This window comes from Escherichia sp. HH26CH, assembly GCF_009820205.1.
Lineage (GTDB): Bacteria > Pseudomonadota > Gammaproteobacteria > Enterobacterales > Enterobacteriaceae > Escherichia > Escherichia coli_F.
This window is the reverse complement of record NZ_VNXM01000039.1, coordinates 43,126-57,359: the sequence shown is the minus strand read 5'-3', so window position 1 is coordinate 57,359 and position 14,234 is coordinate 43,126. Positions and strand designations below refer to the sequence as shown.

The following is a 14,234-nucleotide window of genomic DNA, read 5'->3' as shown; positions in this document are numbered from 1 at the left end:
TCGGAAGGGATTCTGAGTGCCACCACAAGGGATCTGCGTCACATTTTTCACAATTCATGTTTTTCAAATAATTAGAATATTAAACAATAACAATCCATTACTGGAATCATTTGGAATCTTTACATTATGCCGTGCAGGTCTGCTGCTACGCTTTTTGTCATTTGTAGCACAGGTAAGTGTCGGCAGTGGTGCTTAGCGCTTGCCCGGTAATTAACGACGAAATAAAAGTAAGGTGGAAGAACAATGAGTGCGTCGTTGGCGATCCTGACCATCGGCATTGTACCTATGCAGGAAGTTTTGCCGCTCCTGACAGAATACATTGACGAAGATAATATTTCCCATCATAGCCTGCTGGGGAAGTTAAGCCGCGAAGAAGTGATGGCGGAGTACGCGCCAGAAGCAGGCGAAGACACAATTCTCACATTATTAAATGACAACCAGCTGGCCCATGTTTCGCGTCGCAAAGTGGAGCGAGACCTGCAAGGTGTGGTTGAAGTGCTCGATAATCAGGGTTACGACGTCATTATATTAATGAGTACGGCAAACATTAGTAGTATGACCGCGCGTAATACGATCTTTCTTGAGCCGTCGCGAATATTGCCACCGCTGGTTTCCTCTATTGTTGAAGATCATCAGGTAGGGGTTATCGTTCCGGTTGAGGAGATGCTGCCCGTTCAGGCGCAAAAATGGCAAATTTTGCAGAAATCGCCGGTATTTTCATTGGGTAACCCCATTCATGATTCAGAACAAAAAATCATTGATGCCGGGAAAGAATTACTGGCAAAAGGGGCTGATGTCATCATGCTGGATTGTTTAGGATTTCACCAACGTCATCGCGATTTACTGCAAAAACAGCTCGATGTTCCTGTCTTGCTCTCCAACGTATTGATTGCAAGGCTAGCTGCGGAATTACTGGTGTAATTTTGCGTGACAGCCAGCGCCTCTGGCCCCTATAGTGAAGTAGATGTTCAACTACCAGACAGGGCCAGTTTATGCTTCAAAGTAATGAGTACTTTTCCGGCAAAGTGAAATCGATCGGCTTTTCCAGCAGCAGCACTGGTCGCGCCAGCGTGGGTGTTATGATTGAAGGCGAATACACCTTCAGCACCGCTGAGCCTGAAGAGATGACGGTAATCAGTGGTGCGCTGAATGTGTTACTGCCTGACGCGACCGACTGGCAAGTGTATGAAGCCGGTTCGGTGTTTAATGTTCCCGGTCACAGCGAGTTTCATCTGCAAGTTGCCGAACCCACCTCTTATCTGTGCCGCTATCTGTAATTCCTCGCCTTCCCCATGAACGGGAGGGCATTTTTCTGAAATATCCTCTCTTTAACCCATAATAATATTTCCTTTGCTGCGATTTTTTCGATTTCCGATATATTCATAATTCATCAAGGTTGATATAAATATCAGTGAAGATTATGAATAGAGTTAATATATTGGTCATCTGTATGGTCGTGTTTTTTATGACTGGCAATGCATGTGCCACAGAGTGGATCAGTAGCGAGGACCTTATCACCTCTGACTTTCATCTTATGACGGCAGATGAGCGCAACGTGGTTAAAGCGGCAACCAACGATAGTATGGAAGCTGCTTATATGCTAAAAGATAATATCCGCTGGTATTATCATAATGGTGACCTATCATTACCCGCTAACTTCAGCAATCAAAATAAACTGGTGGTGAACGGTAATTTAACGATTTCCGGCGATTATGATGATTATCTGTCAGGTAATGGTCATCTGATTGTATTAGGTAATGTTATTGTCGACAACTTTATTAATCATGATTTCGCGTATGTCAAAGGGCAGATGACAGCGAAAGGTTTGGTTTATGCTGATTATAATGATCACAACTTTGAAGTGATGAAAGGAATTAGCGCGCGAGGCATTATTGTTTCCGATAAAGCAACGCAATTTGAGGTCATCAAAGCTGAGTTTTATATCAATGAAGATGAAAGCGGTGAAGAATATAACTGGGACGAGAATATTCAAAAATCCTATTCACTGGTGACGCCTAATCTTTATGATCATAGTGAAATCGAAACCGATAATATTTCCAATGCGTATCCTGACTATGATAGCGTCGTAGACAATTTCATTCAGGGTTTACCTCTTTTTCGAGATAAAGCTGCTCCTGAAATTAATGAGAAATTAAAATGGATTGAAACGGGGAAACTCGATAATTTCCTTGCGGATAAAATAAAGCATGAAGATCCACTGGTGGCACGTTTTCTGACTCATATAGAAAGTTTGTCACCCGCCGTTATGCTGCAATTGTTACAGCACCCTGATGACCAGACGCGTGAATCAATGGCGCAGTCCTGGCCTGCTCAACACATGCATTTGCTTACCGATGAATTAATTAAAGATGAAGCTGTTGCCAGAGGACTGGTTAAAAACAGCAATATATCCGCCGAAGTGAATAAAAAATTAATGTCTGTACCCGTCGAGAGCATACAGCTGGAGCAGGCCAGACAGGATAATCTTTCTCCTGATATTGTTGTGTCGTTAAGTCAAAGCCCTTTTCTCAGTGTGCGCAAGACATTAATCAGCCATTACGATTACGCCTGGCTGGTTCCAACTGCAGTGGTTGATGAATTGATAAATAGCGAAGATCCGGAGTTACGCGAAAGAATTACCGGAGCCGATTTAACCGCACAACAAGCGGTGTTGTTGAGTAAAGATAAATCGTTGAAAGTTCGTCAAGCATTAGCCCGGACGCTTACTGAACTAAAAATCACCCAACAGTCAGCGACCCTGAGGACAGAGGATGTTGAACGTATCGCAGAACAAATGTATCTGGATAATAAAGAAAATAAAAATATCGTGAAGGCGTTATTGGTCGCTTTGCCGGAGTCGCGTCAACTGACTTTGGCAAAAGAAGATGTGCACAATTTACGTGACGGCATGCGTTATCTGACCTCGAAGGAAGTGATTAGTTATCTACTGAATCAGCATGACATTCCCAGCATCTGGTATGAGCTGGCACGCGATAAATTGTTACCTCTGGAGTATAAGAAACAATTATGGCAACACACCTTAAAATTAATGATGAGTAAACGGCAAGAAGATCAAGAGCAAGCCTACGAAGTACAGCTGGCGCTGATTGATAATGGTATTATTGACGAAGAGATGTTTAATAATGCCATCGATTTACTGGTTTATTTACCTGCTGAATACCGCTATCGGATGCGAAACCAGCTATTTGATAATAAAGATTTACCCTCCGGAATTATCAACAAACTCGATCAACAGTATCGTTTTAACTCCGACTGGGCGTTGTCTGTTGTCAGTATGAAAAATAGCACCCGTAGACAAAGTGAAAGAGGATTACACCGCTGGAATCATGAGGAAAGCGATATTTTTGCGGAGCTGGATACGATAAAAGATAAATCAGATGATGAATGGTGGTGCGGATTGCTGAAAAGTCACAATGATCATTTGCGGCAGACGGCGTTGCGCAATGTACATACCCCAGCCTCTTTGTTAACGACATTGACTGAGTCACAGGATCGGGCGCTGGCTATTAATAATCCACAGTTGGCTGCCGATGTGAAAACGGCGTGGTTAAAAGAGGATCCATCATTAATCTTATTTGTCGATCAGCCCGATCTTTCGCAGTTACGTGATTTAGTGAAAACCGGGGCAACGCGGCAAATTCGCAGTGAAGCGCGTAACCGGCTTGAGGAAAAACAATGACACAACGCCCCTGGAGCAAGTTACAGAGGGAGATTTATGACTTACTGACGCCAACGATCAACCTGCAAATTCACTGTACCCGTTATCCCATGCGCAGCCAAAATGGTGGAAGCACCGATTTACCGCGTTATTGGATCACGTTGGATAAAGACGTGATCTGGGATTACCCAAAAGACTTTATGGCAGGCAATGGTGGAGTGCGTAATTTTCATGGTGAAACTTGCTGGTATCCTTATCTGACGGATATTTGTTCAATTTCTGATTTATTGCGTGAATATATTGATACCCCAAAAGCGGAGCTGTTAACGAAACAATTTACCAGCGATAAATGGGGGTTAGTGAATATTCTGCGTGCCGCTGACAGGCGAATAGGGATGAGACGGTTGGATCAGTTACGGCGTAAAACGCATAATATTGCTGCGCTAAAAATTATTGCCCGCCGTAGCGAATGATTATATGCCTGGTGTGGATTCGTACGCCGGATAAGACGCCGCAGGCGTCGCATCCGGCATTAAAGGCAAATCAGCAATTAACGTTGCGCTTCGCCACCTAATCCTTCGATCAGGTTTTGGATTAATGCTGCCAGTTCACCGGTCATCAGGATGAAATCGGCATCAAAACGTTGGGCAAAATCTTCACGGTCGATATCTTCGTTTTGATCGCGCAGCTCGTCGCAGAACTTCAGACGCTTGAGTGAACCATCGTCGCACATCACAAACTGAATGCGCTGCTGCCAGTCGAGCGCCAGTTTAGTCACCACTTTTCCTGCTTCAATGTGGTTGGTGATTTCTTCGCTGGTCAAATCTTGTTTCTTCGCGCGGATCACGCCGCCATCTTCCAGCAACGATTTCAGTTCGGCTTCATCAAGCAGCTGGAAGCCTTGTGCCGCACTACCAGAGCGTACCCATTCGGTCAGCGTCAGTTCAATCGGGTTTTCCATGCTCAATGGTACAACCGGTAACGACCCCAGGCTTTTACGCAGTAATGCCAGCGTATCTTCTGCTTTTTTGGCACTGGCGCAGTCCACCATAATCAAACCGTTTACCGTGTCGATCCACATCATGGTTTGGCTGAAACGGCTGAAAGCGCGCGGCAGAAGAGAGTGCAGCACTTCATCTTTCAGCGAATCTTTTTCGGTTTTCTTCAGCTTGCGCGCCTGTTCCGCTTCCAGCTTGGCGATTTTTGCTTCCAGCGCCTGTTTAATCACCGGAGACGGGAGGATTTTTTCTTCTTTGCGTGCGCAGATAACAATTTGACCATTGGCAACGTGCGTTAACGCATCGCTGTGCGATCCCATCGGAGGAACCCAGCCCATCTTCGCCATGTCCTGGCTGCCGCATGGGGTAAATGCCATCGAGGCTAGCTGTTTTTCCATCTCTTCTGCACGCAGCGAAATCTCGCGGCTAAGACGGTAAACCATTAAATTTTTGAACCACAGCATGATAATTTCCACGGCCTTGTCGTTAAATTTAGCGGGCATGATAACGAATTGTCGGCGGCCTTGCATTGCCAATCCGGTTGTCCGTCTCTACGCTATTGATATTGAAAAAAATAAGGAGAGTACCGTGCGTATAGGTATCGATTTAGGCGGCACCAAAACTGAAGTGATTGCACTGGGCGATGCAGGGGAGCAGTTGTATCGTCATCGTCTGCCCACGCCGCGTGATGATTACCATCAGACCATCGAAACGATCGCCACGTTGGTTGATATGGCGGAGCAGGCGACAGGGCAGCGCGGAACGGTAGGCATGGGCATTCCAGGCTCGATTTCGCCTTACACTGGCGTGGTGAAAAATGCCAATTCAACCTGGCTTAACGGTCAGCCATTTGATAAAGATTTAAGCGCGCGGTTGCAACGGGAAGTGCGGTTGGCAAATGACGCCAACTGTCTGGCGGTCTCGGAAGCGGTAGATGGCGCAGCAGCGGGAGCGCAGACGGTATTTGCCGTGATTATCGGCACGGGATGCGGCGCGGGCGTAGCGTTCAATGGTCGAGCGCATATCGGCGGCAATGGCACGGCAGGCGAGTGGGGACATAATCCGCTACCGTGGATGGACGAAGATGAACTGCGTTATCGCGAGGAAGTCCCTTGTTATTGCGGCAAACAAGGCTGCATTGAAACCTTTATTTCGGGTACGGGATTTGCGACGGATTATCATCGTTTGAGCGGACATGCGCTGAAAGGTAGTGAAATTATCCGCCTTGTTGAAGAAAGCGATCCGGTAGCGGAGTTGGCATTGCGTCGTTACGAGCTGCGGCTGGCAAAATCGCTGGCACACGTAGTGAATATTCTCGATCCGGATGTGATTGTGTTGGGGGGCGGGATGAGCAATGTAGATCGTTTATATCAAACGGTTCCGCAGTTGATTAAACAATTTGTCTTCGGCGGCGAATGTGAAACGCCGGTGCGTAAGGCGAAACATGGTGATTCCAGCGGCGTACGCGGCGCTGCATGGTTATGGCCACATGAGTAAAAAAACCAGGCAATTGGTGCATCATGCCTGATGCGACGCTCGCGCCGCATCCGACAACAAGCAGTGATTGCAACCTATCCCACTGGTTTCGCCAGCACCGGACTATCCGCCGCTTGCTGGCGCTTATAGCGACCATACAGCAGCAACGACGACATCGCAGCAAACGAAAGCAGGGCGGCAGGCAGCGCCACGTAATTATAAGTCAGCCCCAGCGTCAGCATCATACCTCCGCAATATGCGCCGACGGCGCTACCGAGGTTAAACGCTATTTGCCCACCTGCGGCACCTAATAATTCTCCACCTTTGGCATTTTGCAGTAACAATATTTGCAGCGGTGCTGAGAGGGCAAATAATCCCGCGCAACAAATAAAAGCAAAAATAAGCGACGTTGTTTTCATGCCGCCGAAGAAAAAGAGCATCAGCAATGCCAGCACAATAATGAAATCAGTCACTGCCGCAATGCGTAGTGGTGAATAACGTCCTGAAATCCGGCCACTTAGCACATTCCCCAACACCATCCCCAGCCCAACTAACATCATAATAAAGGTCATCGCCGTTTCCGAAAAACCGGAAATAAACATCATGTATGGCTTTACGTAGCTGAACCAGGCAAATACACCCGCGTTGCCAAACATCGTGGCAGCGAAAATTAACCACGGGGCCGGGCTGCGCAAAAAGTGAAATTGTTCGCGCAGCTTTCCTTTCGCCTCGTCGCGAATATCCGGCACCCAAAAATAGACCGATGCCATCACCGCGATATTAAACACAGAGATCAATAAAAAGGTGTAACGCCAGCTAAACTCCTGACTTAAATACGTCCCCAGCGGAATGCCCAGCAAATTGGCAACTGTCATCCCCGAAACCATCCCCGCCACGGCGGCGGTGACTTTGCCGGGTTTAATAATTTTCGATAACACAATCGCCCCGACGCCAAAAAATGCACCATGCGGAAAGCCGGAAACCAGCCGACCAATGGCGAGCATCAGGTAAGACGAAGAGAGCGTGAACATGGCGTTGCCAATGACGCACAACGCCACCAGAAACAACAAGATATGTTTGAGTGAGTAGCGGCTGGAAAAGAGGGCGATGATTGGCGCACCGACCACCACCCCCAGCGCATAATACGAGATCATATGCCCGGCAGCAGGAATCGAAATTCCTACGTTATGCGCCAGCTCCGTGAGCACGCCCATAATGCCAAATTCGGCCATCCCCAAACCAAACGTGCCCAGAGCTAAAGATAAAATGACTTTTTTCATACCACCATCACAACCACCAGAACGGCTACCAATCACCGTAGCCAATAAAGTGATAGCTTGCAGGATAACGGCCAGCGAGGCCAAGAGATAATTCGCCCCTCTGTATTCATTATCCTGCTGAATAGTTATTTCACTGCAAACGCACTTTCCAGTTTGCTGTATCCCAGTCCGTTGATCTTTTTCACTTTGATCTGCACCGGAATACGCTCTTTCATCGCTTCAACGTGGCTAATCACACCGATAGTTTTACCACTGGCATTCAGAGCATCCAGGGCATCAAGGGCGGTATCCAGCGTTTCGCTATCCAGCGTGCCAAAACCTTCATCAAGGAACAGCGAGTCAATACGCGTTTTATGGCTGACCAGATCCGAAAGCGCCAGCGCCAGCGCCAGACTGACGAGGAAACTCTCGCCACCGGAAAGGGTACGGGTATCGCGTACCGCATCTGCCTGCCAGGTATCAACAACCTCGACTTCCAGCGCCTCGCTGGCTTTGCGCTGTAACAGATAGCGCCCGTGTAACCGGGTAAGTTGCTGATTAGCGAGATGGACTAAATTATCCAGCGTCAGTCCCTGGGCAAACTTGCGGAATTTATCGCCCTCTTTGGAACCTATTAGCGAATTCAGATATCCCCAGTCCTCAACCTGCTGCGTCATTTGAGCAATTTGCTGCATTAAGGTTTGTTGTTGCTGACGGTTTTCCGCATCCTGTTTCAGCTGTTGACGAATCTCGCCCTGACTCGTGGTGTTTTCACGCAACTTTTGGTGAGTTTGCGCTAACTCTTGCTGAATCTGCTCCACCGTCACACTGAGATCCTGGCCGTCAGGTCGGTGTTGCTGATGCTGTGCCAGCGTTTCAGCTGTCTGAGTGACCAGCGTTTGCGCCTGACGGCGCTGGTTTTCCAGATTCTGCTTGAGCTGTTCCAGTTGCGTTAGTGTTTGTTCATCCATCAGTGCTGCAAGGAACGCCTGTTGATCGTCAAAGACGCTGGCCTGTAGCGCGGTGTCAAACTGCGCCTGGGCTTTTTGCAGACTTTGCGCCGCCAGAACATCCTGTTGCTGTAACGTCTGCTGCTGGCTTTGTAACGCGAGACATTGTTCATGAATTTGCCGCCAGTTTTCCAGCGCCACAGTTTCTTCGCTGTGCGGGAGTTCATCACTTTGCGGCAACGTTTCCAGAATCGGCGTCAGCTGCTGCATACGGTTTTGCAGCGCGGTTAATTCGTTCTGGCGTTGCTGCCAGCTCTGTGCTTCTTGCTGACGCGTCGCCAACCAGCTCTCTTCTTCATCTTCCTGTGGCAATGTCAGTGCATAACCCGCCAATGCCGTTAAGAGTTGCTGCTGGCGTTGTTCAATTTGCTGTTGATACTGGATAATTTGCTGATTATGCGCGGCAATCTGCCCTTGTAATTCATGCCGTTGGCTGAGTATCCGCAGCTGGCGCTCGTGCTCATCTTGTGCATCCAGCCACGGTTGAATATCGTCCTGTGGCTGCAAGGTGATATTGAGGCTGGCCGTGACAGCTCGCCACTGTTGAGTAAGTGCTTGCTCATCTTGTCGGAGGCTTTGCGCTTCGTTTTCATCACGCTGAAGCTGCTTCGTTAAGGCGTCCAGTTGCCCACGTAGCGCCGCACCTTCTTCACCGAGCTTTTTCACTTCGTTTTCCAGCGTTAATAGCCGAGCCTGATTAACGCCCGGTTCCAGCGCCTGATACGCCTCGACCGCCGGGTGGCTGGTGGAACCACAAAGTGGGCAAGGCTGACCTGCCTGTAACTGCGCACGTTGAACTTCCAGCGTTTTGATACGCGCTTCCTGCTCGCAAATGGTTTTCACATCGGCAAGTTGTTGCGTTTTTTCTTTATAACGCTGGCGCATTTCGTTAAGTGCGGCGTTACGTTGCGTCTGTTCCTGCGTGACATTCTGGATAGCAACCTGTAATTGCGCCAGGCGTTTTTGTTGGGGAACAATCTGCCCATGCAGCGCGACCAGGCGCTGACGCAGCGTGCGTTGCTCAGCATGTTGCGCCAGGGCGCTAGCAACTTCATCGGCGCTTAACGTCAACGAGATCGCCGGAAGTGAATTAAGTTTTTGCTCTGCATGGGTTAACTGTTGCTGCCACTGCCGCAGATGCTCGCGTTCGCTGGTTTGTTGAGAGAATTGCGCACGCCAACCCGCCAGTTCGTTGTTCCACTGACGGAAGCGGTCGTGTTCCTGTAACCAGGCATTCAGGCTTTGTTGCTGCTGCTGTAATTCTGCAGACTGTTTCGCCGCGTGGTGGCGAATGCTCGCACGAAGCGCCATTGTGCGCTGTAAGCGAGTATTTACTTCTTCAATCTGCTGGCGAGTATGCGCCAGTGCCGCAGTGTGTTCTGCGATGCGTTCCCAGTGCGGACGAAGATTTCGCGCCGGTTGTGCCAGACTGAGCGCCGCCAGTTGAGGTTGCGCTTTTTCTTCTTCGGCTAACGCCTGTTGCAATGCCTGCTGACGGCGGCTGGCTTCTTGCTGCAATTCGTCCAGACGCGTTAACCAGTTTAGCGATTGTTGTTCTTGCTGCTGTGCGGCGAGTAACTGTTTCTCTTCGACAGTGAGTACCTGCAAACTTTCTGTCAGCGATTGCACTTGTTCTGGCGCTAATAACGCGACGCCGCTGGCCTGCGCTTGCAGTTTCTCCAGCTCAGTGCGGGCCGATTTGTGCTGCTCAAAGACCATCGCAGAGATTTGCCCGTAGATTTCGGTGCCGGTTAATTCCTCGAGCAATTCCGCGCGTTCTTTTGGTTTGGCATTCAGGAAGGCAGCAAATTGCCCCTGCGAAAGCAGCATCGAACGGGTGAAACGCCCATAATCCAGTCCGGTTAACGTCGCCGTCAGTTCCAGCTTATCTTTCACTTTGTCAGCGAGAATTTTGCCATCGGTACAGCGCGCCAGCTCTACGCGCGGCACCTGCAAATTACCGTCTGGCTGGTTACGCGCCCGATTCTGGCTCCAGAAGGCACGGTACGCTTCACCTTTGACTTCAAACTCCACTTCCGCCAGACATTCGGCGGTATCGCGGGTCATTAGATCATTTTGCGATTGTGAAACGTTAGAAAGGCGCGGAGTTTCGTGATACAGCGCCAGGCAAATGGCATCCAGCAGGGTGGTTTTCCCCGCGCCGGTTGGGCCGGTAATCGCAAACAGCCCATTGCTGGCGAACGGCTCGCGGGTGAAATCAATCTTCCATTCGCCTTTTAACGAGTTCAGGTTTTTCAGGCGCAGGCTGAGAATTTTCATGCTTCGTGTTCTCCGGCGAGGGTCTGCAGCGTCGTGGTGAAAAGATGTTGCAGACGTTGCTGCTGTGATTCATCCAGTTCTTCCAGTGCGAGACGACGATTAAACACCTCTTCGACGCTGAGTTCGCTGAGGGTTTCACGCTGTTGGCTGGCTAACACACGCTCGCGCTGTTCACGGCTGCGGCGTACCAGCAATACTTCGACAGGCAGTGATTCAGTTAATGCCTGGATTTTGCGCTGAATATCATGCAGATACTCATCAGTAGTGATTTCGATATCCAGCCAGACAGGTGGTTCCTGTGATACATCGCGCCACTGTTCCAGCTGTTCGGTAATCGACGCCAGATCGCCTTTCAGTACCGCCATCGGTTGCGTTATCGGCACGCTCAGGTTTTCCACGCTCTCTAATTTGCCGTTTGAAAATGTCACCAGATGGACATATTTACTTTTTCCGCATTCATCAAAACTCAGTGGAATGGGGGAACCGCAATAGCGAACATGTTCCATGCCGCCAATAATCTGTGCGCGGTGAATATGCCCGAGCGCGATGTAGTCGGCTGGCGGAAAGTTTTGTGCCGGGAAGGCGTCCAGCGTGCCAATATAAATGTCACGCACGGCGTCACTTTTGCTGGCACCAACGGTCGTTAAATGCCCCGTGGCGATGATGGGCAGAGGCTGATCGCCGCGCAGTTTGCAGGCATCGGCATAATGTTGTTGGTAATAATCGGTAATAGCCGCCAGCAAATGTTGTTGTTTTTCAATACCGTTAAGCCCCGCCTGGCTGGTAATAATGTCACGCGGGCGTAAAAAAGGAATGGGGCACAGCACTGCGCCTGGCGTCCCGTCGCGACGAGGCAAGATTTGCGGCGCATGTCCGGCGCTGGCGACCACGGTAGTATTGAGGAACGCCATGATATCGCGCGATTCATTCAGCGTGGCGACCGAGTCATGGTTTCCTGCCAGTACCACCAGATGACAGCCCGTTTGCTGTAAATTGACAACAAAACGGTTGTATAACGTGCGGGCGTAACTGGGCGGTGATCCGGTATCGAAAACATCACCGGCAACAATAATCGCATCCACCTGATGGGTTTGCGCTGTTTCCAGCAGCCAGTCAAGAAAGGCCTGGTGTTCAGCTTCGCGGCTTTTACTGTAGAAGTTCTGGCCGAGATGCCAGTCTGAGGTGTGAAGGATGCGCATAACGATTCCCTGGCGAAAAAGCATGGGCGCGATTATACCCAAACAGATGTGCCATTTGCTTTTTTCTGCGCCACGGAAATCAACTACCTGAAGATATGTGCGACGTGCTTTTCATAAATCTGTCATAAATCTGACGCATAATGACGTCGCATTAATGATCGCAACCTATTTATTACAACAGGGCAAATCATGGCGAGACGTATTCTGGTCGTAGAAGATGAAGCTCCAATTCGCGAAATGGTCTGCTTCGTGCTCGAACAAAATGGCTTTCAGCCGGTCGAAGCGGAAGATTATGACAGTGCTGTGAATCAACTGAATGAACCCTGGCCGGATTTAATTCTCCTTGACTGGATGTTACCTGGCGGCTCCGGTATCCAGTTCATCAAACACCTCAAGCGCGAGTCGATGACCCGAGATATTCCAGTGGTGATGCTGACCGCCAGAGGGGAAGAAGAAGATCGCGTGCGCGGCCTTGAAACCGGTGCGGATGACTATATCACCAAGCCGTTTTCGCCGAAGGAACTGGTGGCGCGAATCAAAGCGGTAATGCGCCGTATTTCGCCAATGGCGGTGGAAGAGGTGATCGAGATGCAGGGGCTCAGTCTCGACCCGACATCTCACCGGGTGATGGCGGGCGAAGAACCGCTGGAGATGGGGCCGACAGAATTTAAACTGCTGCACTTTTTTATGACACATCCCGAGCGCGTGTACAGCCGCGAGCAGCTGTTAAACCACGTCTGGGGAACCAACGTATATGTGGAAGACCGCACGGTCGATGTTCACATTCGTCGCCTGCGTAAGGCACTGGAGCCCGGCGGACATGACCGCATGGTGCAGACCGTACGCGGTACAGGATATCGTTTTTCAACCCGCTTTTAACGCCTTGCTCATCGGACGCAGAGCAGGGCTTATGATTTCTTAACTGGAGTATCTTACGTGCTGGAACGGCTGTCGTGGAAAAGGCTGGTGCTGGAGCTGCTACTTTGCTGCCTCCCGGCTTTCATCCTGGGTGCATTTTTTGGTTACCTGCCTTGGTTTTTGCTGGCATCGGTAACAGGACTGCTTATCTGGCATTTTTGGAATTTATTGCGCCTTTCATGGTGGCTGTGGGTGGATCGCAGTATGACCCCGCCTCCGGGGCGTGGTAGCTGGGAACCGCTGCTATACGGCTTACACCAGATGCAGCTGCGTAATAAAAAACGCCGCCGCGAACTGGGCAATCTGATTAAACGCTTTCGTAGTGGCGCGGAGTCGCTGCCCGACGCGGTGGTGCTGACCACGGAAGAGGGCGGTATTTTCTGGTGTAACGGTCTGGCGCAACAGATTCTTGGTTTGCGCTGGCCGGAAGATAACGGGCAGAACATCCTTAACCTGCTGCGTTACCCGGAGTTTACGCAATATCTGAAAACGCGTGATTTTTCTCGCCCGCTTAATCTGGTGCTCAACAGCGGGCGGCATCTGGAAATTCGCGTCATGCCTTATACCCACAAACAGTTGCTGATGGTGGCGCGTGATGTCACGCAAATGCATCAACTGGAAGGGGCGCGGCGTAACTTTTTTGCCAACGTGAGCCATGAGTTACGTACGCCATTGACCGTGTTACAGGGTTACCTGGAGATGATGGATGAGCAACCGCTGGAAGGCGCGGTACGTGAAAAAGCGTTGCACACCATGCGCGAGCAGACCCAGCGGATGGAAGGGCTGGTGAAGCAATTGCTGACGCTGTCGAAAATAGAAGCCGCGCCGACGCAGTTGCTCAATGAAAAGGTTGATGTGCCGATGATGCTGCGCGTTGTTGAGCGCGAGGCTCAGACTCTGAGTCAGAAAAAACAGACATTTACCTTTGAAATAGATAACGACCTCAAGGTGTCTGGCAACGAAGACCAACTTCGCAGCGCGATTTCGAACCTGGTTTATAACGCCGTGAATCATACGCCGGAAGGTACGCATATCACCGTACGCTGGCAGCGAGTGCCGCACGGTGCCGAATTTAGCGTTGAAGATAATGGACCGGGCATCGCACCGGAGCATATTCCGCGCCTGACCGAGCGTTTTTATCGCGTTGATAAAGCACGTTCCCGACAAACTGGCGGTAGCGGATTAGGGTTAGCGATCGTGAAACATGCGGTGAATCATCACGAAAGTCGCCTGCATATTGAGAGTACGGTGGGAAAAGGTACGCGTTTCAGTTTTGTTATCCCGGAACGTTTAATTGCCAAAAACAGCGAATAATCCGCCTTTGTCATCTTTTATTGCCATAAGCCAGCTGATGCTGGCTTATTTTCTTTGCAGTCAAAATACGGGCGTTAGATTTTACAACGGTTGGTGATTTT

11 protein-coding genes are annotated in these 14,234 nt (G+C 49.8%); 7 read left to right on the top strand and 4 right to left on the bottom strand.

Features of this window, described 5'->3' with window-relative positions; genetic code table 11:
* Nucleotides 1-243: 243 nt before the first annotated feature.
* The 4 genes from FQ015_RS13125 to FQ015_RS13110 all read left to right on the top strand — a co-directional run bounded on the left by FQ015_RS13125 (nt 244) and on the right by FQ015_RS13110 (nt 4,152).
* Nucleotides 244-921 (top strand): AroM family protein, encoded by a 678-nt coding sequence (locus FQ015_RS13125; RefSeq protein ID WP_160524139.1) that lies wholly within the window; start codon nt 244-246, stop codon nt 919-921.
* A gap of 71 nt (nt 922-992) precedes the next feature.
* Entirely contained in the window at nt 993-1,277 is a 285-nt protein-coding gene (gene ppnP / locus FQ015_RS13120) for a pyrimidine/purine nucleoside phosphorylase (RefSeq protein ID WP_039020993.1), read from the top strand.
* 143 nt (nt 1,278-1,420) lie between these two features.
* Nucleotides 1,421-3,700, top strand: a complete 2,280-nt coding sequence (locus FQ015_RS13115) for a DUF2773 domain-containing protein (protein ID WP_160524138.1) — start codon at nt 1,421-1,423, stop codon at nt 3,698-3,700.
* Nucleotides 3,697-4,152 carry an SF0329 family protein gene (locus tag FQ015_RS13110; RefSeq protein ID WP_000194192.1) on the top strand — a complete coding sequence of 152 codons (456 nt, stop codon included), beginning with the start codon at nt 3,697-3,699 and terminating at the stop codon, nt 4,150-4,152. Before FQ015_RS13115 ends, FQ015_RS13110 begins: the two co-directional genes overlap by 4 nt.
* Before the next feature lie 77 nt (nt 4,153-4,229).
* Here FQ015_RS13110 and rdgC read toward each other — a convergent pair whose 3' ends face one another.
* Nucleotides 4,230-5,141 (bottom strand): recombination-associated protein RdgC, encoded by a 912-nt coding sequence (gene rdgC, locus FQ015_RS13105; protein ID WP_001298537.1) that lies wholly within the window; start codon nt 5,139-5,141, stop codon nt 4,230-4,232.
* Nucleotides 5,142-5,265: 124 nt separating this feature from the next.
* Here rdgC and mak point away from each other — a divergent pair, with 124 nt between their 5' ends.
* Nucleotides 5,266-6,174 carry a fructokinase gene (mak, locus tag FQ015_RS13100; protein WP_039020991.1) on the top strand — a complete coding sequence of 303 codons (909 nt, stop codon included), beginning with the start codon at nt 5,266-5,268 and terminating at the stop codon, nt 6,172-6,174.
* Between the two features lie 74 nt (nt 6,175-6,248).
* Here the strand turns inward: mak and araJ are convergent, their stop codons facing one another.
* From araJ to sbcD, 3 genes are all read right to left on the bottom strand, one after another.
* Nucleotides 6,249-7,433, bottom strand: a complete 1,185-nt coding sequence (gene araJ / locus FQ015_RS13095) for an MFS transporter AraJ (protein WP_039021006.1) — start codon at nt 7,431-7,433, stop codon at nt 6,249-6,251.
* A gap of 125 nt (nt 7,434-7,558) precedes the next feature.
* Nucleotides 7,559-10,702 carry an exonuclease subunit SbcC gene (gene sbcC / locus FQ015_RS13090; protein WP_160524137.1) on the bottom strand — a complete coding sequence of 1,048 codons (3,144 nt, stop codon included), beginning with the start codon at nt 10,700-10,702 and terminating at the stop codon, nt 7,559-7,561.
* Nucleotides 10,699-11,901, bottom strand: coding sequence for an exonuclease subunit SbcD (sbcD, locus tag FQ015_RS13085; RefSeq protein WP_001221329.1), 1,203 nt, complete (start codon nt 11,899-11,901; stop codon nt 10,699-10,701). Before sbcD ends, sbcC begins: the two co-directional genes overlap by 4 nt.
* A 189-nt stretch (nt 11,902-12,090) precedes the next feature.
* Here sbcD and phoB point away from each other — a divergent pair, with 189 nt between their 5' ends.
* Together phoB and phoR are read left to right on the top strand one after the other, a co-directional pair.
* Nucleotides 12,091-12,780: a phosphate response regulator transcription factor PhoB gene (gene phoB / locus FQ015_RS13080; RefSeq protein ID WP_000113933.1), complete on the top strand. Its 690-nt coding sequence runs from the start codon at nt 12,091-12,093 to the stop codon at nt 12,778-12,780.
* Between the two features lie 57 nt (nt 12,781-12,837).
* The gene (phoR, locus tag FQ015_RS13075) at nt 12,838-14,133 is read left to right on the top strand and encodes a phosphate regulon sensor histidine kinase PhoR (protein WP_039020989.1); all 1,296 of its coding nucleotides are present in this window, start codon (nt 12,838-12,840) and stop codon (nt 14,131-14,133) included.
* The last annotated feature ends 101 nt before the right edge of the window (nt 14,134-14,234 follow it).

Coding starts and splice junctions, on each gene's coding strand:
- FQ015_RS13110 (WP_000194192.1), top strand. CDS start 3,697: ATGACACAACGCCCCTGGAGCAAGTTACAGAGGGAGATTTATGACTTA.
- rdgC (WP_001298537.1), bottom strand. CDS start 5,141: ATGCTGTGGTTCAAAAATTTAATGGTTTACCGTCTTAGCCGCGAGATT.
- FQ015_RS13115 (WP_160524138.1), top strand. CDS start 1,421: ATGAATAGAGTTAATATATTGGTCATCTGTATGGTCGTGTTTTTTATG.
- sbcD (WP_001221329.1), bottom strand. CDS start 11,901: ATGCGCATCCTTCACACCTCAGACTGGCATCTCGGCCAGAACTTCTAC.
- sbcC (WP_160524137.1), bottom strand. CDS start 10,702: ATGAAAATTCTCAGCCTGCGCCTGAAAAACCTGAACTCGTTAAAAGGC.
- FQ015_RS13125 (WP_160524139.1), top strand. CDS start 244: ATGAGTGCGTCGTTGGCGATCCTGACCATCGGCATTGTACCTATGCAG.
- phoB (WP_000113933.1), top strand. CDS start 12,091: ATGGCGAGACGTATTCTGGTCGTAGAAGATGAAGCTCCAATTCGCGAA.
- araJ (WP_039021006.1), bottom strand. CDS start 7,433: ATGAAAAAAGTCATTTTATCTTTAGCTCTGGGCACGTTTGGTTTGGGG.
- ppnP (WP_039020993.1), top strand. CDS start 993: ATGCTTCAAAGTAATGAGTACTTTTCCGGCAAAGTGAAATCGATCGGC.